This is a genomic window from Streptomyces sp. NPDC007164, from assembly GCF_040634135.1.
Taxonomy (GTDB): domain Bacteria; phylum Actinomycetota; class Actinomycetes; order Streptomycetales; family Streptomycetaceae; genus Streptomyces; species Streptomyces sanglieri.
In genome coordinates, this window is the sequence record NZ_JBEYFB010000043.1 from 1 (window position 1) to 20,296 (window position 20,296).

The window sequence follows — 20,296 nt, forward strand, 5'->3', positions numbered from 1 at the left end:
CGATCCAGAGGTCGGTGTCGGCGAGGCGGACGCGGTCGCCGGTGGTGGGGCCGTAGAGCGACGCGTAGGCGGCGCGGGTCATTCGTGCCATGTCATGCCCAAGCCCTGTGCGCCGTCCGTCACTCCGTCTCGAACTCCGACAGCAGGGCGTCGAGGGAGTTGTCGCCGTCCTGTGCCGCGACGATCCGGCGGGCCATCTCGTGCAGCGTCAGCTGCTCCAGGAACAGGGTGATCGGGACATCGAGGCCGAAGTCGTCCCGGAGGCAGCCGACCAGGTGGACGGCGGTCAGCGAGTCGCCGCCGGCCGCGAAGTACGTCATCTCCGGGTCGTCGGCGTCCTCCAGTCCGAGGGCCTCGGCGATCAGCGCGCGGACGTCCCGCTCCAGGTCGGCGGAACGGCCGCCCTGCTCCGGCTGCGCAACGTCCGGCGCGGCCGGCGCGACCGGGACGAGGCGGTACGCGCCGTGGCTCTCACCGGCGAACGGGTACGTCGGCAGCGCGACCCGCCGGCCGGCCCCCTCCCGCACCACCGGGTCGCCCGCCAGCCAGGCCTCGCCGAGCGGGTCGGGCCCGCCGAGCCCCGCCGCACCGCCCGAGGCCAGCCCGGCGAGCAGATCCGCCGCCTCCGCACGGCTCCCGGCCCGCACATAGCCGCGTACGGCCAACGGAGCACGGCCCACGCCGAGCGTGTGCGCGGTGTCGGCGAGGGACGGAGCCCCGGGGGCGCGCAGCGCCCCGGCCAGCCGGCCGGCCACCGCGGCCAGGCCCTCCCGTGTGCGGGCGGACAGCAGCAGGACCTCCGTCGCGCCCTCGGCCTCCGGCCGCCCGGCATCGCCGCGCCGGGGTGCCTCCTCCAGGACCACATGCACGTTCGTGCCGCCGATCCCGACCGAGCTCACCCCGGACCGCCTGGGGCCGTGCTCCGGCTCCGGCCAGGCGGCCGCCCGCCCGACCAGGTGGAACGGCGAGTCGTCGAAGCCCAGTTCGAGGTGCGGGCGGCCGGCGTCGGCGTTCGGCACCAGTGTCGCGTGCTCCAGCATGAGTACCGACTTGATCAGCGCGGCCACGCCCGCCGCGGCGTCCAGGTGGCCGATGTTCGACTTCACCGACCCGATCCCGATCCGACCGGTGCCCAGCGCCCCCTTGAACGCCGCGGTCGCCGCCGCAGCCTCGATGCGGTCGCCGAGCGCGGTGGCCGTACCGTGCGCCTCCAGGTACTGGGCGTCGGCCGGGTCGAGACCGGCCGCCGCCCAGGCCTCCACGATCGCCGCGGTCTGCTGGTCGACGCCGGGCGCGGTGAACCCGACCTTGGTGGCCCCGTCGTTGGTGACGGCGCTGCCCCGGATGACGGCCCTGACCGGGTCGTTGTCGGCGAGCGCGTCGGACAGCCGGCGCAGCACCACCACGCCCACCCCGTTGCCGGGCACCGTGCCGCCGGCCCGCTCGTCGAAGGGCCGGCAGCGGCCGTCCGGGGAGTAGATGCCGCCCTGCTGGTGGACGTAGCCCCGTTTGCGCACCGTGTCCACGGCGACGCCGCCGGCCAGCGCCGTGTCGCACTCGCCGAGCAGCAGGGACTGCACCGCGAGGTGCACCGCCGTCAGCGATGTCGAGCAGGCCGTCTGCACCGTCAGGCTCGGGCCCTCCAGGCCCAGCCGGTAGGAGACCCAGGGGGCGAGGAACTCGCGGTCGGTGAGGATGCGCACCTGGAGTGCCCCGATGGACGCGGCGAGCCGCGGGTCGGTCTGCGCGGCCAGCATGTGCTCGGTGGGGCCGCCGCCGACGTACACGCCGGTACGGGCGGACCCGCCCAGCGGGCTGCGGCCGGCGTCCTCCAGCGCGGACCAGGCCGTCTGGAGGAGCAGCCGGTGCTGGGGGTCCAGGGCCGCGGCCTCGGTGCGGTTGAAGCCGAACAGCTCCGCGTCGAAACGGTCCGCGTCCGCGAGATGGCCCTTGGCCGGTACGTGGTCGCGGCCGCGCACCTCCTGCGGGTCGGCGCCGTCGGCGATCAGTTCCTCCTCGGTGAAGTCGGTCACCGAGCAGAGCCCGCCGAGCAGGTTCTCCCAGTAGGTGTCCAGGTCGGGGGCGCCGGGGAAGCGGCCGCTCATCCCGACGACCGCGATCGCGGAGTCGGCTGCGAGGGGCTCGGCGGCGCTTGCGTTCTCGGTCATCGTGTGGAGCCTTTCCGGTGGCTGAGTCGTCGGGCGGCGGCGGTGCGTCGTGCGTGCCGGTCACCGCCGCGCGCGGCGGCCGTGTCGGCGGGAGGAGCGGTTTCGGGGGACCCGGCGGCCCCGAGGGCCGCCCGGTCGAGATGGGCGGCGAGGGCGTTGACGGTGGGGTGGCGGAACAGGTCGACCAGGCTGAGTTCGCCGTACGTGCCCAGCTCGCGCAGGGCGGACAGGACGCTCAGCAGCCGGATCGAATTGCCGCCCAGCTCGAAGAAGTGGTCGGTGACGGAGACGAGTTCGAGATTGAGCACCCGGGCCCACAGCCCGGCCACCAGCTGCTCGGTCGCGGTGCCCGCGACGGTGGTCGAGCCGTCCGGCCGGCACCGCACCGTGGCGGGCTCCGGCAGCCGGGCCCGGTCGAGCTTGCCGTTGCTGCTGAGCGGCATCTCGTCCAGGCGGACGAACACCTCGGGCACCATGGACCCGGGCAGCCGCCGGGCGAGGTGGGCGCGCAGCTCGGCGTCGGCGGGGGCCGCCCCGTCCCGGCTCACGACATACGCCACGAGCCGCTGTGCCGTCCCCGTGCCGCGGACGGTGGCCGCCGCCAGCGCGACGCCCGGCGCACCCGCCAGCAGGGTCTCGATCTCGCCGAGTTCGATGCGTACGCCGCGCAGCTTGACCTGGAGGTCGGAGCGCCCGAGGTAGTGGATGAGCCCCTGGGCGTCGATCCGGCCGAGGTCGCCGGTGCGGTACATCCGGGTGCCCGGTGCGCCGTGCGGGTCGGCGACGAACCGTTCGGCGGTCAGGGCGGGCCGGCCGATGTAGCCGCGCCCCAGCGAGGCACCGGTCACGTAGATCTCCCCGGCGACCCCGGCGGGGACCGGCCGGAGCCGCTCGTCGAGCACATAGACCCGGGCGCCCGGCACGGCGCCGCCGAGCACCACGGGCTCACCGGGGGAGAGGTCCCCGGTGGTCGCGTAGACGGTCACCTCGCTGGGGCCGTACGCGTTCACGACACGCCGTCCGGGCGCGCTGAGCCGTCCGACCAGCTCGGCCGGGCACGCCTCGCCGCCGACCGCGACGGTTCGCAGCTCGGGCAGCTGTCCGGTCAGGTCGGGCAGCAGCATCGCGGCGGACGGCGGCAGGAACACATAGGTGATGCGGGAGTCCCGCAGCCGGTCGAGCAGTGCCTCGCCGATCCGCTCGTCCTCCTGCGGGATGTGCAGCTCCGCACCGGCCACCCAGGGGAAGAAGAGGTCGGACACGGCGACGTCGAAGCCGAACGACACGAACTGCAGCACCCGGTCCCCGGCCTCGACGGGGAAGGAGTGCCGGACCGCCCGGGTGAGGTTGACCAGCGCCCGGTGCTCGATGGCGACCCCCTTGGGGATGCCGGTGGAGCCCGAGGTGAACAGGACGTAGGCGAGGTCCTCGGGGGCCGGTGCGGTGCCGTCCGGCGCGGGCGGGGCCGGTGCGACGGGGTCCGTGACGGCCGGGCGGTCGACCCGGATGCACGGCACCTCCAGGCCCGCCGCCTTCGGCGCGGTCTCCTGAGAGGTGATCAGGAGCCCGGTGCCCGAACTGTCCACCATGTGGCGGAGCCTGGCCTCCGGGTGGGCCTGGTCCAGCGGTACGTACGCGCCGCCCGCGCGCAGCACGGCGAGGGCCGCGATGCCCTGGTCGGCCGAGCGGGGCAGGAGCAGACCGACGCGGAAGCCGGGCCGTACCCCGGCGGCGCGCAGCCGGGCGGCCAGCGCGTCGGCCCGGTCGAGCAGTTCTGCGTAGCTCAGCCGGAGGCCGCCGCAGACCAGGGCGGTGGCGTCGGGGTGTTCGGCCGCCCGGTCGGCGATCAGATCGGGCACCAGGCGGTCCGGCGGCGCCGCCTCCGCGAGCCGGTCGGCACCGGCGATGGTGCGGGCGCGCTCGTCGGCCGGCACCAGCTCCACGGCGGACATCGGTGCGGACGGGTCCGCGAGGAGTCCGGCCAGCAGGGTGCGGAAGTTGTCCGTCCAGCGGCGGACCGTCGCCGCGTCGAACAGGTCGCTGCGGTAGATGAACTGGGCGGCGAGCCCGGCGTCCCACCGCTCCACGAACAGATGGAAGTCGAACTTCGCGGTGTCCAGTGTCAGCGCGAGCCGTTCGGTGGCGGCGCCGGTCAGCCTCAGCTCCGGCGTGGCCTCGTCCTCGTAGCTGAGCGCCACCTGCACCACCGGGTCGTGGCTGGTCTCGCGGACCGGGGCCAGGGTGTCGACCACCGCCTCGAACGGCGCGTCCTGGTAGGGCTGTGCCGCCAGCATCGAGGCCCGGACGCGTCGGGTCAGCTCGTCGAGGGACGGGTCGCCGCTCAGGTCCACCCGCATCGCCAGGGTGTTGGTCAGCATCCCGACCATCTCCTGGAGTTCGGGCCGCTCGCGGCCCGACGACGGATAGCCGACGACCAGGTCCTCGCCGCCCGAGAGCCGGCAGAGGAAAGCGGCGTACGCGGCGAACATCGTCATGAACGGGGTGGCGCCCGAGGCCGCCGCGACCTCGGCCAGGCGTTCCCTGACCTCGGCGCCGAGCAGGAAGAACTCGGTGCCGCCCGAAGCGGTGCGGACCGGTGGGCGCGGGCGGTCCAGCGGCAGTTCCATGGCGGTGGGCGCGCCGCGCAGCAGGCCGGCCCAGTGCTCCACGGACGCCTCGAACGCGCCGTCCGCCGCGCGCTCGCGCTGCCAGGCCGCGTAGTCGGGGAACTGGAGGGTGAGTTCGGCCGGACGGTACGTCAGACCTCGGGCCTCCTGCCGGTACCCCTCGGACAGCTCGTCCAGTATCAGGCCGAGCGACCAGCCGTCGCAGACCAGGTGATGGGCGACGAGCAGCACCCGGTGGCTGCCGTCGTCGACGGCGTACACGGTGCAGCGCAGCAGCGGCCCCGCGGCGGTGTCGAAGGGAAGGGCGGCCTCGGCGCGCACCAGGGCGTCCGCACCGTCGGCCGGTACGGTCCGCCGGACCGCGAGCCGTACCCGCCCGACGGCCGAGACGCGCTGCGCCGGGGTGCCGTCGTCGGCGGTCCGGAAGACGGTGCGCAGCGCCTCGTGCCGGGCGACCAGCGCGTCCAGCGCGCGGCCGAACGCTTCGGTGTCGAAGGGTCCGTGCACCGCGAAGGCGACCGGCACGTTGTACTGGGGGGAGCCCGGATTCAGCTGGTCCAGGACCAGCAGGCGGCTCTGGGCGTCGGAGGCGGGGAACTCGTACTCCTCGTTCCCGTCGCCCTCCCCGGCGTAGAGGTCGATGAGCTCGACGGCGTCGACGGTCATGGTTCTCAGTCCCCTCGGAGGGCGGTTTCGAGGACCGCGGCGATCATGGCCGCCGGGCCCCGGGTGAGTACGTCGCTGTGACCGCAGTCCAGTTCGTGCACATCGAGCGCGGCGGTCACGCGCTGCCAGGCCTCGGTCTTCTCGGCCGTGGTCGGCCAGTCGTCGTGCGTCGCGGAGAAGAGCGTCGTCGCGCCGTCGTAGTGGGACGGGTGCCAGTCCCGTACGAGCCGGGTGTGATGTGCCCCGGCATCGACGAGGGTGTGCAACCGGTCCTCGGAGAGGCCGTCGAAGCTGCCCCCGCGGGCCTGGGAGAAGAGCGCGGACCGCTCCAACGGACAGGCCGGCAAAGGTAGTTCCGGTGCGTGGGAGTGGAGCAGGATGCGCAGCATCTCGTCCTCGACGGCGGCGGGGTCCAGCGGGGTGCCCCTGATCCGCTCCGGCATCGGCATGGCGTCCACCACGGCGAGCATCCGGACCTCCTCGCCGGCCCGGCGCAGCCGCACCGCCAGTTCATGGGCGAGCGGGCCGCCGAAGGACCGGCCGAGCAGCAGATACGGTCCCCGCGGCCGGAGTTCGCGGACGCTGCGCAGATACAGGTCCGCCATCTCGTCCATGGTGGCCGGGAGCCCGCCGACACCGCTCAGCAGCGCCGGGCTCTGCAGGGTGTGCACCGGGCGGTCCGGTGCCAGGTGCGGCAGCAGGCTCACGTACGACCAGCTGAGACCGAGCCCCGGGTGCACGCAGATGAGCGGGGTGCGGTCGCCGCCGGTCCGCAGGGTGAGCACATGCTCCAGGCTGTTGTGGTGCGGTTCGTCCGGCACGGTCGCGGATCCGGCGTGATCGCGGGCGGGCCGCAGTGGTATCCGCGCGGCGCGGCCGTTGCCGGAGGGCGGCGTGTCGAGCACGGCGGCGAGACCGGCCGGGGTCGGCGCGTCGAACAGGGCGGAGACCGGGATCCGTACCCCGAGCACCGTCTCGATCTTCGACTTCAGGCGCAGCGCGGTCAGTGAATGGCCGCCCGCCCGGAAGAAGTCGGTGTCGGGCCCGACCGCGGGGACCCCGAGCACCGTCCCGAACAGGGCACAGAGCTCCCGCTCGCGCGGGGTGCGCGGCGCCCGGTGGGCCGCCGGTTCCCCGGTGGGCCCGGGGTCGGGGAGGGCGGCCCGGTCGGCCTTCCCGTGGCGGGTGAGCGGCACATCGTCGATCCGGGCCCACAGGGACGGCACCAGGTGCGCGGGCAGCTGCTCGGTGGCATGGGCCCGCACCCGGGCGAGGGTGCGGTGCCACTGCTCCTCCGGGTCGCCGGAACCCTCGTCCGCGCCCTGCTCCGGCACCAGCCAGGCCGCCAGCAGCTTGCCGCCCGCCGCGTCCCGCCGGGCACCGACCACGGCCCGCGACACACCGGGGCAGCCGGAGAGCACGGCCTCGACCTCGGCGGGCTCCACGCGGAAGCCGCGCACCTTGACCTGGTCGTCGGCCCGGCCGGCGAACTCCAGGACACCGTCCGGCGTCCAGCGGGCCAGGTCCCCGGTGCGGTACATGCGGCTGCCCGGCGGCCCGTACGGATCGGCCACGAACCGTTCCGAGGTGGCGGCCGGCCGGCCGAGGTAGCTCTGGGCGAGACCGCTGCCGCCGAGGTAGAGCTCACCGGTGGCACCCGCCGGGACCGGGCGCAGCCGGTCGTCCAGGACCTGGGCGCGGGTGTTGTCCAGGGGGCGCCCGATGGGAACGGCCCCCGTACGGCCGGCGCTCTGCCCGCCTGCGGTGTGGGCGGTGGCGAACACCGTCGTCTCGGTGGGGCCGTAGCCGTTGACGACCACCGTGTCCGGGCAGTGCTCCCGGATCCGGCGCACGGTGTCGGGTGCCAGGACGTCGCCGCCGGACCACACCTCACGGAGCCCGGACAGCGAACCGGGGGCGATCTCCGCGACGGTGCGCAGCAGTTCGGGAGTGAGCATGAGCGCGGTGACCCGCCGTTCCCGCACCACCCGCTCCAGCAGCTCCGGGGTGACCGCCTCGGCGGGGGCCACCACCACGGTCCCGCCGTTCAGCAGGGGGATCCACACCTCGTAGGTGGAGGCGTCGAAGGTGTACGGGTTGTGCAGCAGCACCCGGTCGTGGGCACCGCCCGCGAAGCGGCCGTCGGCGGCGAGTTCGGTGATCGCCCGCTGCGGGACGACCACCCCCTTGGGCTCCCCGGTGGAGCCGGAGGTGTGGATCACACAGGCGGCGGACCCGGGATGGGTCTCGACCCGGTCGAAGGGCACGGGCCCGGACGCCTCGGTGACGTCCAGCACCGCGACCCCCGCGGGCAGCCGTGCGGCACCCGGGTCCGTCCCCTCGGTGAGGACCAGGGCGGGTCCCGCCGCCGCCATCAGCCGGGCCAGCCGCTCCGCCGGGTGCGCCGGATCCAGGGGGAGCCAGCAGGCGCCCGCCTTGAGCACCGCGAGCTGGGCCACGACCAGGAACGCCGAACGGGGCAGCAGCAGGGCCACGGTGTGCCCCGGCGCCACACCGGCCCGCACGAGGCGGCCGGCCAGCCGGTCCGAAGCCGCGTCGAGCCCGGCGTAGCTGAGCGTCTCGCCGTCCGTATCGACAGCCGGTGCGTCCGGGGTGCGGGCCACCTGGGCGGCGAACCGCCCGGCCGGGGTGGCGGGTCCGGCGGACGTGCGGGCCGGGCCGTCCGCCAGGGCCAGCAGCCGGCGCCGCTCCGCCGCGGGCAGCGCGTCGACGTCCGCCACCGGCAGCTGCGGCGAGTCGGCCAGCTGTTCCAGTACGTGTGCCAGGCGCTCGGTGACCGCTGACGCCGAGATGCCCCGGCGGCAGCTCACCGACAGCAGCAGCCGGTCCTCGGCCACCGCCGCGATCGTGACCGGGTAGTGCGTCGCGTCCGCCACCTTCGCCAGGCGGACCGTGCCGGGACCGTCGTCGCTCCCGGAACCGCGCGGGAAGTTCTCGAAGGCGAGGATCGAGTCGAAGAGCTCACCGGCCCCCACGGCGCGCTGCACCTCGGCGGCGCGGGCGTGGTGGTGCTCCAGCAGCCGCGACTGCTCGTCCTGGACGCGGCGGAGCAGCTCGTCGAGCCGCTCGTCGTCCCGCAGCCGGACCCGTACCGGCAGGGTGTTGATGAACAGGCCCACCATCGACTCGACGCCGGGCAGATCGTGCGGGCGCCCCGAGACGACCGCGCCGAAGACCTGATCGCGGGAGCCGGTCAGCCTGGCCAGGACCAGCGCCCAGGAGACCTGGACCAGGGTGTTGAGGGTGACGCCCGCCGTCGCGGCCCGCCGGACCAGCCGCTCGGTGAGGCCGGTGGGCAGCCACAGCCGCGAACGGTCCGGTGCCGTGTCCGGTCCGGCCGGGGCCAGCAGCGCCGGCCGCTCCAGACCCTCCAGCGACTCGCACCACGCGGTTTCGGCCTTGCTCCGGTCCTGAGCGCCCAGCCACACCAGATAGTCCCGGTAGGGCGCGGCGGGCGGCAGCGGCCGGCCCGCCACGAGGGCGGCGAGGTCCCGCTCGACCACCGGCATCGACCAGCCGTCCAGCAGGATGTGGTGGAAGGACACGATCAGTTCGGCACCGGTGTCGTGCCGCAGGAACGTGGCACGGATCAGGGGCGGGCGGGCCACGTCGAAGCGGAGCGCCGCGTCCTTGCGCAGCACCTCTTCGGTGCGCACATCCGCTTCGTCCGGGGTGAGCCCCCTCAGGTCCACATTCGTCCACGGCACCTTGACCGCCTTCGGCACGACCTGCACCGGCCGGTCCAGGCCCTCGTGCCGGAAGCAGGCGCGCAGATTGGGATGCCGGTCCAGGAGCGCGGCGACCGAGGCCCGTACCGTGTCCCCGCCGATCGCGGGGCCGATCACGAACCGGGCCTGCACCAGATAGGGGTCCGGGCCCTCGGTCTGCCGGGCGGCGTGGAACAGCAGGCCCTCCTGGAGCGGGGAGAGCGGCAGTACGTCCGCGATGCGCGCGTTCATCGGTGGTCCTCCTCGTCGGCGGCGTCGAGGTCACCGAAGTCCATCTCCTGCGTGAGCAGTTCGAGCTGGTCCCCGGTCAGGTCTACGAGCGGGAAGTCGGACGGGGCGTGGACGGCCGCGCCGTCCGGTCCGCAGTGCTCCGCGAGGATCCGGAGCGCCTCGGACCACGCCCCGGCCAGGGCACGCATCCCGTCCTCGGTGAACACCCCGGACGGGTAGGAGAAGCTCGCCTCCAGCACGGGCTCGCCGTTCTCCTCCCGGGCCAGCACATCCACCTCCAGGGTGTGCGCCAGCGGCACGGCGTCCGGGCCCGGTTCGAGCAGCCGCCCGCCCGCCGCGTCGGTCGCGGCGAACCGGCCCAGATAGTTGAAGCGGACATCGGGCGCGGGGAGCGCGGCGAGCGCCGGGCCGGTCTCCGGGTGGAGATGGCGCAGCAGACCCCAGCCGAGCCCGCCGGAGGGCACCGCGAGCAGCTGCTCCTTGACGCACTTCAGGGCCTCGCCCGGCCGTCCGCCGGGCACCACCGACGCCGCACCGAGGTCCAGGCGGACCGGGTACTGGGTGGTGAACCAGCCGACGGTTGCGGACACATCGACGGGGGCGGACAGCGCCTCGCGGCCATGGCCCTCCAGGTGGACGACCAGCGAGGATCCGCTGCCCCGCCGCTGCACGGCCGCCGCGGTCAGGGCGGTCAGCATCACCGCGTCGGGGCGGCAGTTGAAGGCGCCCGGCAGCGTGAGGAGCACACTGCGGGAGAGGCCGGGGTCCAGATCGAAGGTGAGGGTCTCCCGCCGGCCACCCGACTCCGGGAGATCGGTGAGGCGGGCCGTTTCGTCCGCCAACTGACTTTTCCACCAGGGGAGTTCATCGAGCCGCAGCACGGCCTCCCGGGAGAGCAGCCGGGACCACAGGGTGAACGAGGCCGTTCTCGCGGGCACGGCGTCGTCCGCGGAGCGGCCGTCCAGCGCCGCGCCGAGCTCCTGCCCGAGCACCCGCCAGGAGAACCCGTCCACGGCCAGATGGTGCACGGTGAGCAGCAGGGCACCGGGCCGGCCGGAGCCGGGGTCGAGCCACACCGCCCGCACCATCTCGCCGTCCTCGGGGCGCAGGGTGACGGCGCGCGCCAGCTCCGTCGCCCGGGAGTGCAGATCGGCGTCCGCCGGAACGGCCACCCGGACGGCCCGCGCGGCCGAGGGCGCGCTCTCCTCGGGCACGTGGAGTTCCCAGCCGGTGTCGTCCTCGCACACCAGGCGCATCCGCAGCGCGGCGTGCCGCTCGGTCAGTACGCGGACGGCCTCCTCGATCGCGGCGAGTCCGGTGCCGGCTGCGAGGGGGAACAGCATGGACTGGGTGAACGTGGCGGTGTCCCGGACCTGTTCGCGCCACCAGTGCATCACCGGGGTGAGGGGCAGCCGCCCGGTCCCGTTGTCCTCCTCCTCCGGGGCGTCGCCCTCGGGCGTACGGGCCAGCACGGCCAGCCGGGCCGGGGTACGTACGGTGAACACGTCGTGCGGCGAGAGCACCAGACCGGCCGCCCGGGCCCGCGCGGCCAGCTGGATCGCCATGATGCTGTCGCCGCCGAGGCGGAAGAAGTCGTCGTCCGCACCGGCCTGTTCGACGTCCAGCAGCTCCGCGAACAGCCCGCACAGGACCTCCTCGCGCGCCGACCCGGGAAGCCGGACGGTGCCCGCGGTACGGACGGCGGGCGCGGGCAGCGCGGCCCGGTCGAGCTTGCCGTGCGACGACAGCGGCAGCGCGTCCAGCGCCACCACCGCGGCCGGGACCATGGCTGCCGGCAGCCGCCCGGAGGCGTGCAGCAGCAGCGCGTCCTCGTCGACCGACGCTCCCGGCGCGGGCACCACGTACGCCACCAGCTGTGCGGAGTCGGCCCGGTCGTGCCGTACGACGGCCACCGCCCGTTCCACCGTGGGGTGTTCGGCGAGCGCGGCGGCGATCTCACCGGGCTCGATGCGCAGCCCGCGCAGCTTCACCTGCTCGTCGCCGCGCCCCAGGTAGTACGTGTTCCCGTGGTCGTCGCGGTGGGCGAGGTCGCCGGTGCGGTACATGCGGCTGCCGGGCGGACCGTAGGGATCGGCGACGAACCGCTCGGCGGTGAGCGCGGCCCGGCCCAGGTAGCCGCGGGCGAGCGCGCCACCCGCCAGGTACAGCTCACCGCCCGCCCCGGCGGGGACCGGCCGGAGCAGTTCGTCGAGGAGGTAGGCGGTGGTGCCCGCCACCGGTGTGCCGATCGGCGGCGCCGTTCCGTCGGCGTCCAGCGGTCCGGAGACGGTGGAGACGACGGTGGATTCGGTGGGCCCGTAGGCGTTGTGGAAACGCCGGCCGGCGACGGCCCAGCGGGCCACCAGCTCCGGCGGGCAGGCCTCCGCGCCGACGACGAGGGCGCGCAGCTCCGGGTATGGTGCGCCAGGCACGGTCGCCAGCACCGACGGCGGGACGAACGCGCAGGAGATCCGCCGCCCGGTCAGCACCGCCCCGAGGTCCTCGCCCACCAGGGGACCCGGCTCCGGCAGCACCAGCGTTCCGCCGGAGCCGAAGGCCATGCACAGCTCACCGACCGAGATGTCGAAGGAGGGCGGCCCGAGCTGGAGCACCCGGCTGTCCGTGTCCAGTGCGAGGCCCTCCACCAGACTCCGGGTGAGCGCCGCCACCCCGGCATGGCTGACCACCACGCCCTTGGGGGCGCCGGTGGAGCCGGAAGTGTGGATGACATGGGCGGCGTCGTGGGGTTCCGGGCCGCCCGGCGGCAGCGGCTCCCCGGCCCAGGCGTCCTCGTCGAGAACCAGGGTCGGCAGACCGGTGTCCAGGGGCGCGGCGCCGGGTCCGGTGACCAGGAGCACCGGAGCGGCGTCGGCGAGGACCCGGCGGATGCGCTCGGCCGGGTGGGCGGGGTCGACCGGCAGATAGGCGGCGCCGGCCCGCTGCACGGCCAGCGCCGCCACCGGCCAGTCGCTGCCGCGGGCGAGCGCGAGGGCCACGATCCGCCCGGGACCGGCACCACGTCTCACCAGATGGCCGGCCAGCCGGGCCACCCGGTCGTCCAGTTGGGCATAGCTCAGGATGTGCCCGGGAGACTCGACGGCCGGCGCGTCCGGCGTGCGGGCCGCCTGCCGGGTCACCAACTGGGGCAGCGGCACGGGAGCGGGGGCGACGGGCCCGGCCGAACCGGCGAGCAGCTCGCCGCGCATCGCCGACGGCACCATGTCGATGTCGCCGATGAGCGCGTCCGGGTCGACGGTGATCCGCTTCAGGAGCTCGACGTAACACTGCGTCCAGCGGGCCACCGTCGCGGGGCCGAAGACATCGGTGCGCAGCCCGAAGCTGCCCTCCATGCCGTCACCGCTGTCCTTCACCACGCCGACCAGGTCGTGCTCGCCGCCGGTGTGGATCCGCTCGGGCTCCGCGAACTCCTTCATCACCGAGACGCTCGGCTGCTGCGTCAGGTGCATGAACACCCACTGGTACAGCGGGGCCCGGCCCGCGCTGCGCTCGGGTGCGGCGGCCGACACGATCCGGCCCACCGGCACGTCCGCGTTGGCCATCAGATCCGGGAAGTCGACCGCGAAACCGGCGAGCAGCTCGGCGAAGGACCGGTCCGGAGCAACCTTCCACCGGGTCGGCACGGCATTCATGACGTACCCGATGACCTGGTCGAGCCCCTTGGCCGCGCGGTTGGCGATGGGGGTGCCGATCACCAGGTCGTCGGCGCCGCTGACCCGGTGCGCCAGGACGGCGAACGCCGCCATGAGGACGACGTACACCGAGGCGCCGCGCTCCCGGGCCAGCGCCCGCACGGCGGCGGTGGTCGGCGCGTCGATGTGGAAGGGCACCTGCGCGATGCCCTCGCCCCCGCCGGCACCGCCGTTGCCGCCCGGCACCGTCAGCGGACCGGGCGGGTCGGCGAGATAGCGCCGCCAGAAGTCGAGCCGGCTCGCGAAGACCCCGGACTCCGCCAACTCGCTCTGCCAGGAGGAGAAATCGGCGTACTGCACGGCCGGCCGGGCCAGCGGCGGCTCCAGACCGTCGCGCAGCGCGCCGTACGCCCGCGCGAACTCGTTCTGCAGCACGTCGAAGGACCACCAGTCGCTGATGGTGTGGTGCAGACTCAGCATCAGTGTGGAACGCCGCTCGTCGACCCGGACGAACCGGGCCCGGATCAGCTTGTCCCGGCCGAGGTCGAAGGGACGGCTGCGGAAGGTCTCGAAGGCCTCGTCGATCGTCCGGCCGGTGCCCCGCAGCTCCTCGCGCTCCAGGTCGAAGCGCCCGTCGTCGGGGAACTCGACATGCAGCTCGCCCGACGGATCCGTCACGATCCGGGTCCGCAGGATGTCGTGGTGACGCTGGATCAAGGTCAGCGCCTCCTCCAGATGCGCCGGGTCGACGGGCCGCTCGAAGTGGTAGGCGGCGCACAGGTTGAGCGCCGGGGTGCCGGGATACAGCGAGTCGTACACCCACAGGTCGTGCTGCGCGGGGCTGAGCGGCACCCGGCGGGCCGGGTCGCGGGGCGGGATGACGGCGGGGATCTCGCGGGCCCGGCCCGCCTCCAGGAGGCGGCGCAGCAGCCGGACCCGTTGTTCCCGGCCGAGTGCGACGAACCGGTCGGCCATGGAGGGGGATGCCGCGACCGGGACGGTGCGCGAAACGGTGGGGGCGCTCATCACAGGTTCTCTTTCAGTTCGGCCAACCGGTGCAGCCCGGCCAGTACGTCGTCCCGTCCGATGCCGAAGTCGATGAAGCAGGCGACCTCGTCGACGCCCAGCTCCGCCAGATCGGCGAGCATCTTGGCGCAGTGGCCCGGGGAGCCGAGCAGGCTGCCCCAGCTCAGATAGCGCTCGAACGCGAAGTCGGCGAGCATCGCGGTCTGTTCCTCGGTGAGGGCCGCGGTCGTGGCGTCCGCGGAACGGTTGGCCGCGGTCTGTCGCACGTACGAGGCGAGATAGGTCTTCAGGGGGGCGCCCGCCATCCGGCGGACCTCCGCGTCGTCGGTGCCGACGTAGGTGTGGGCCATCAGCGTGACCCGGCCGTGCGCGTCGGTGCCCCGCTGGTCGGGGGCCCCGGCGCAGGCGGTGCGGTAGCGGGCGATCTTCTCGGCCAGCTCGTCCCGGCTCTGCCCGACGGTCGCGCCGAGCACCCCGGCGCGCAGCCTTCCGGCCGCCTCCCAGGTCTCCGGGTTGCCGGACGTGGTGACCCACAGCGGCAGGGTGTCCTGCACGGGCCGGGGCTGGGGCGTGACGGAGACCGGGTCGCCCGTGCCGTCGGGGTACTCGGCGGGCTCGCCCGCCCACAGCGCCCGCAGCCGGGGGATCGTCTCCAGGGCGGTCCGCCGGCGGTCCGCGTACTGCTCGGGGGCCAGCGTGAAGTCCTTGGAGTGCCAGCCGGTGGCGACGGAGAGGCCGACCCGCCCGTGCGAGAGGTTGTCCACGACGGCCCAGTCCTCCGCCACCCGCAGCGGATGGTGCAGCGGCAGGACGACGCTGCCCGCGCGGATCCCGATCCGCTCGGTGGCGACGGCGAGCGCCGCGCTGAGCACCGGCGGGCTCGGGAAGACCTGTCCCACCTGCTGGAAGTGGCGCTCGGGGGTCCAGACGGCGTGGAACCCCAGCCGGTCGGCGGTCCGGGCCACGGCGAGGATGTCCTCGTACGTCTCGGTGTGCCGGGCCTCGCCGGCGGTGGTGCTGTCCGCACCGAAGAACATCACACTGAGGTCCACTGCCACTCCTCCTGCTTTCTGCCGGTCTGGGTCTGGGGTTCCGGGCGGCGCGGCACCCGGGGGCGGCGCGGGATGGGGGAAGCGTCGGCGGGGGCGGGCAGTTCGACCGCCCGTTCCAGTTCGGCGGCGAAGGCGGCGACCGTGGGCGCGGCGAACAGCTGCGTCACCGTCGCCCGCCGTCCGGCGCCGAGCCGGGCCACGGCGCGCACCGCGCGCAGCGAGTTGCCGCCGAGGGCGAAGAAGTCGTCGTCCGGGCCGGCGCTCGGCACACCGAGGACCTCGCACCACACGGCGGCGATCTCCCGTTCCAGCGCGGTCATCGGGCGCTCGGCGGCTGTCTGTCGCCGGACCGGTGGAGCGATCCGGTCGCTCCGGCCGGCCCGCCGCGGCGGTGCGGCGAGGGCCAGCCGCGACAGGGGCGTGCCGGGGGCGGCCGCGGCCTCCTCCAGGGCCTGCGGGAGGGCGTCCGCGAGCCACTGGACGAACTCCGCGTCCAGCGCCTGCCCGCGGTACTCGAACGTCAGCGTCAGCCCGTCCGGTGCGCCCTCGGCCGAGGTGGAGTCCGTGACGTCCACCAGGAGTTCGAACCGGGCGGCGCCGGTGCGTACCACCTCCACGCCGTCCTCGGCACCGGGCAGTGCGACCTCGGCCCGTGCGTTGTTCTGGAGGGCCAGGACCACATCGGTGAACGGCTGACGGCCGGGGGAGCGCGGCGGGTTGAGCGCGCCGACCACGTCCTCGAACGGCACGTCCTGGTGGCTGAACGCGGCGAGGTCCGTCTCCCGCACCCGGGCGAGCACTTCGGCGGAGGTGGGGTCGCCGGACAGATCGGTGCGCAGCACCAGCATGTTGACGAAGAACCCGACGACGTCCTCGACGCCGCCGTCCCCGGCGCGTCCGGCCACCGGCGCGCCGATCGCCAGGTCCTCGCCCGCCCCGGCCCGTACCAGCACGGTGGCCAGGGCGGCGTGCAGGGCCATGAAGAGGGTGGCGCCCCGGGTACGGGCCGATTCGACCACCCGGGCGTGCGCCGCCGCGTCGAGCCGGCGCACCACGACCCGCGCGGCCGGACCGGGTACGGGGGGACGCCCGGCGCGGCGGGGCAGCAGCGGACCGTCGGCCGCCAGCCCGTCCAGCTCCTTGCGCCAGTACGTGAGCTGGCGGGCGGCGAGGGCATGCGGATCGGACGGTGAGCCGAGCCGGTCGAGCTGGTGACGGGCGTGCTCCGCGTACTGGACGGTGAGCGGGGGCAGCCCGGCCGTGTCCGCGCCGTCGACCCGTGCCCGGTAGGCGCGGGACAGATCGCGGAAGAGCGGCCGCAGCGACCACCCGTCCCCGGCGATGTGGTGCACCAGCACCAGCAGCGCGTGCTCGCCCGGTCGCTCCCGGGAGGTGAACAGGGTCGCGCGTACGGGGAGTTCGGCGCGCAGGTCGAAGCGGTGGCGGGCCTCCCGCTCGATCTCCCGGTCCAGCGAGTCCCCGGCCGTCCGCAGGTGCCGGAACGGAGGCCGTGCGGCCGCCCCGCTCAGCACCCGGCGTACGGGGGAGCCGTCGCACTCCTCGAAGACGGTGCGGAGCACTTCGTGGCGTTCGGCGACCCGGGCCAGCGCGTCGTCCAGCGCGGCCACGTCGACCGCGCCCCGCAGCCGGACCAGCATCGGCAGGTTGTACGCGGCACCGGCCCCGATCCGGTCCAGGAACCACAGCCGGTGCTGTGCGTGCGACACCGGGAGCGTCCCGGAGGAGTCACCGGGCGCGGCGGCCGGTGCCGGGCGCACCGGGGGAGCGGTGTCGACGAACGGGGCGAGCAGCGCCGCGGTGGGTGCCTCGAAGAGCCCGCGGATGTCGATCTCGGCGCCGAGCACGGTACGGATCCGGCCCAGCAGCCGGGCGGCGAGCAGGGAGTGGCCGCCGAGGGCGAAGAAGTCGTCGTCGGGGCCGACCCGGTCCGTGTGCAGCACCTGGGCGAACAGCTCGCACAGGGTGGCCACGGTGCCGCTCACCGCCGCCCGGCCGACGAGGGCCGTCGTGGTTCCGGGCTCCGGCAGGGCGGCCCGGTCCAGCTTTCCGCCGGCCGTCAGTGGCAGCTCGTCCAGCGCCACGAAGGCCGCCGGGACCAGGTAGTCGGCCAGCACACCACGGGCGTAGGCGCGCAACTCCGCCTCCCGGAAGCCCTGCCGGGCACCGCCGCTCGGGACGACGTACGCGGTGAGCCGGCGGTCGCCCGCCGGATGCTCATGGGCGACGACCGCGGCCCGGTCGATGCCGGGGTGCCGGGTCAGTACGCTCTCGACCTCGCCCGGCTCCACCCGGAAGCCCCGGATCTTCACCTGGCTGTCGGCGCGGCCCAGATATTCGAGGACGCCGTCGGGGCGGCGCCGACCGAGGTCACCGGTGCGGTAGACGCGCTCACCGGACGGGGATGCGACGAAGCGTTCGGCGGTCAGCGCGGGCCGTCCGCGGTAGTCGCGGGCGAGGCCCGCCCCGGCGGCGTAGATCTCGCCGCTCCGCCCGTCCGGCACCGGACGGAGCTCCTCGTCGAGGACGTACAGCCGCTTGCCCGCCAGCGCCCGGCCGATCGGCACCGGGCCCGGGCCGAGCTCGGCGGCGCTCACCGGGTGGACGGTCAGGAAGATCATGCACTCGACGGGGCCGTAGCCGTTGCTCAGCCGCAGCCGCGGCCGGCGCTCCAGGGCGCGGGCCGCGTGCGGCGCGGACATGGCCTCGCCGCCCACCACGAGCTCCCGCAGCCCGTCGATCACCTGCGGGTACTCGTCGACGACGACATTGAACAGGGACGCCGAGAGGTACATGGAGGTGATGGTGTGCTCGGCGACGAGCCGGGCCATCAGGAAGGGTTCGGGGCGCTGTCCGGGGTGCAGGACACAGGTCCCGCCGTTCATGAGCGGCCCCCACAGTTCCAGGGCGAACGCGTCCCAGGACAGCGGCGCGCACTGGAGCCAGACCGCGCCGGGGCCGAAGGACGCGAAGCTCTGTCCGGTGAGGGTGGCGGTGATCGCGTGGTGCGATGCGGCGATGCCCTTCGGCCGCCCGGTCGATCCGGAGGTGAACATCACGCAGGCGATGTCGTCGGGCCGGACCGGGACGCCGCCGCGCGGCAGCGGCCGCGCCCCGGCGGCGTCCTCGATGTGCACCCGGGCCAGGTCGAGCGCCCCGGGCGCGGTGTCGCGGGCCGTGACGACCACGGAGGTTCCCGCGTCCTCGGCCATCGCGCGCAGCCGTTCGGCGGGGAAGGCGGGGTCCAGCATCACGTAGCCCGCCCCGGCCTTGAGGATGCCGAGGATCGTCACGACGAGCGCGGTGGAGCGCTCCAGGTACACGCCGACCGTGTCGCCGGGCCGGATGCCCCGCGCGGCCAGCAGACCCGCCAGCCGGTCGGCCCGGTCGTCGAGACCGGCGTAGTCGGTCCGTTCGCCGCCGTCGATCAGGGCCGTCGCGCCGGGCGTCCGCGCCGCCTGCTCCTCGAACAGCTCATGCACGCACCTCATCGCGGTCACCTCCCCGGCTCTCGCTCTGCTCGGCCGGATCCCGCGGTGCGTCGAGGTCGGGCAGCAGGGTGTCGATTTCCCTGATCGAGCGGCTGGCCAGGCCCCAGAGGGCGACCGCGGTGCCGCCGATGCCGGCGAGGAGCAGCATGGCCGCCATGCCGCTGCCCGGACCGTCGCCGACGAGGGGGCCGAGCACGGTGAAGAGCCCGGAACCCCCGGCGGCCATCGGTTCGAAGACGTGGTCGGCGAGCGGCCCGGAGACCGCCATCGCCAGGGGCACGGAGATCTGTGACAGGAACATCACCGCGCCGAAGACCCGGCCCTGCCATTCGTGCGGGACCTTGGTCTGCACGATCGTCTGCATCGAGGCGTTGACCGTGGTCATGAGCAGGGCGCCGATCAGGATGGCCAGGCACCAGCCGGTCACACTGCCCACCAGGCCCATCACCACCAGGGCGGACAGGCACATGCCGACCACGCCGAGCATCATGCCCCGGCCCCGGTTCGCGGGACCGCCCCAGGCCGCCATGAGCAGGGCACCGGCCACTCCGCCGATGCCGACGGAGGTGTTGACCGCGGCGAGCGCGCCGTTGCCGGCCCGGAGCAGCACCATCGGCGAGATGAGGGCGAAACCGAAGACCATCACGAGGTTGACGACACAGAAGTTGACGATCAGCTCGCGCAGGCCGGGGATCCGGAACAGGTAGCGCAGCCCTTCGACGGCATCCGCGGTGATCCGCTTGCGCGGTGCGTCGGGGTTCTTCGTCACCCGGTCGCCGTTGAAGCGCACGATCTGGATGCCGATCAGGGCGAACGCGTAGCTGGCCACGTCGACCAGGAGCGTCGGCCCGATCCCGAAGAGCGCGACGAGCAGACCGCCCAGCGCGGGACCGCCGATCCCGGCGGCGCTCTTCGCACCGGCCAACAGCCCGTTGGTGCGGTCCAGCTGGTCCTTGCGGACCAGCAGGGGAACGGCCGAGGACAGGGCCGGGAACTGGAAGGCGGCACAGACGCCGAGCAGGACGGTGGCCGGATAGACCTGCCAGGCCTGGAAGGCGCCGGCGTAGTGGAGCAGGGCCAGCGCGCCCACGACGAGGAGCCCGCCGGCATCGGCTATCCGGAGCGCGGTGCGCTTGGGTATACGGTCGACGATTGCGCCCGCAACGGGACTGAACACGGCCTGCGGCAGCATGGCGCACAGCGAGAGGATGGTGACGGAGGTGGCCTTCCCGCCGGCCGACCAGACCTCGACGATGAAGGCGAACCGGACCGCCGCGCTTCCCGCCAGGGACACCGCCTGTCCGGACCAGACCAGGAGAAAGGGCCCCATTCCCGAGAATCGGCCGGGAATATCCGTTGATATCCGGGTGCCCATCAGGACCCGGATCCCTTGTGCACCGACATCCGGCACACGGTGCCGGAGCCGTCGAATGGTTTGGTTGCCACGCCTCAATCCCCCACGATGTCGCGTCCTCTGCGGATCACCACGGATCCCTGTCTGAATCGAACGGCGTCATCATGCGGCGACCGATTACCGCTGCGTTCCCTTCGCGAACGCGGGAACGGGAAGGAAGCGGGAACGGTTCGGGAGGGATTCGGGAGCAGAGAAGGCAAGGGT

At 74.3% G+C, this 20,296-nt stretch carries 8 protein-coding genes; all 8 read right to left on the bottom strand.

Annotation, left to right across the window (positions count from 1 at the left end; translation table 11 throughout):
- A partial coding sequence (locus ABZ622_RS33770; RefSeq protein WP_360549889.1) for a hypothetical protein occupies positions 1-91 on the bottom strand: 91 nt, incomplete at its 3' end.
- A gap of 28 nt (positions 92-119) precedes the next feature.
- Complete coding sequence (locus ABZ622_RS33775; protein ID WP_360549835.1) at positions 120-2,168, bottom strand: beta-ketoacyl synthase N-terminal-like domain-containing protein; 2,049 nt, start codon at positions 2,166-2,168, stop codon at positions 120-122.
- Entirely contained in the window at positions 2,165-5,461 is a 3,297-nt protein-coding gene (locus ABZ622_RS33780) for an amino acid adenylation domain-containing protein (RefSeq protein ID WP_360549837.1), read from the bottom strand. The genes ABZ622_RS33775 and ABZ622_RS33780 overlap by 4 nt, the downstream gene beginning before the upstream one ends.
- Positions 5,462-5,466: 5 nt before the next feature.
- Positions 5,467-9,441, bottom strand: a complete 3,975-nt coding sequence (locus ABZ622_RS33785; RefSeq protein WP_360549839.1) for an amino acid adenylation domain-containing protein — start codon at positions 9,439-9,441, stop codon at positions 5,467-5,469.
- A complete protein-coding gene (locus ABZ622_RS33790; protein WP_360549841.1) occupies positions 9,438-14,117 on the bottom strand; it encodes an amino acid adenylation domain-containing protein in 4,680 nt (1,559 codons plus the stop codon). The genes ABZ622_RS33785 and ABZ622_RS33790 overlap by 4 nt, the downstream gene beginning before the upstream one ends.
- Complete coding sequence (locus ABZ622_RS33795) at positions 14,117-15,169, bottom strand: MupA/Atu3671 family FMN-dependent luciferase-like monooxygenase (protein ID WP_360549843.1); 1,053 nt, start codon at positions 15,167-15,169, stop codon at positions 14,117-14,119. Before ABZ622_RS33795 ends, ABZ622_RS33790 begins: the two co-directional genes overlap by 1 nt.
- Positions 15,154-18,678, bottom strand: coding sequence for an amino acid adenylation domain-containing protein (locus ABZ622_RS33800; RefSeq protein WP_360549845.1), 3,525 nt, complete (start codon positions 18,676-18,678; stop codon positions 15,154-15,156). Before ABZ622_RS33800 ends, ABZ622_RS33795 begins: the two co-directional genes overlap by 16 nt.
- Positions 18,662-20,008 (bottom strand): MFS transporter, encoded by a 1,347-nt coding sequence (locus tag ABZ622_RS33805; RefSeq protein ID WP_360549847.1) that lies wholly within the window; start codon positions 20,006-20,008, stop codon positions 18,662-18,664. The genes ABZ622_RS33800 and ABZ622_RS33805 overlap by 17 nt, the downstream gene beginning before the upstream one ends.
- Positions 20,009-20,296 lie beyond the last annotated feature (288 nt).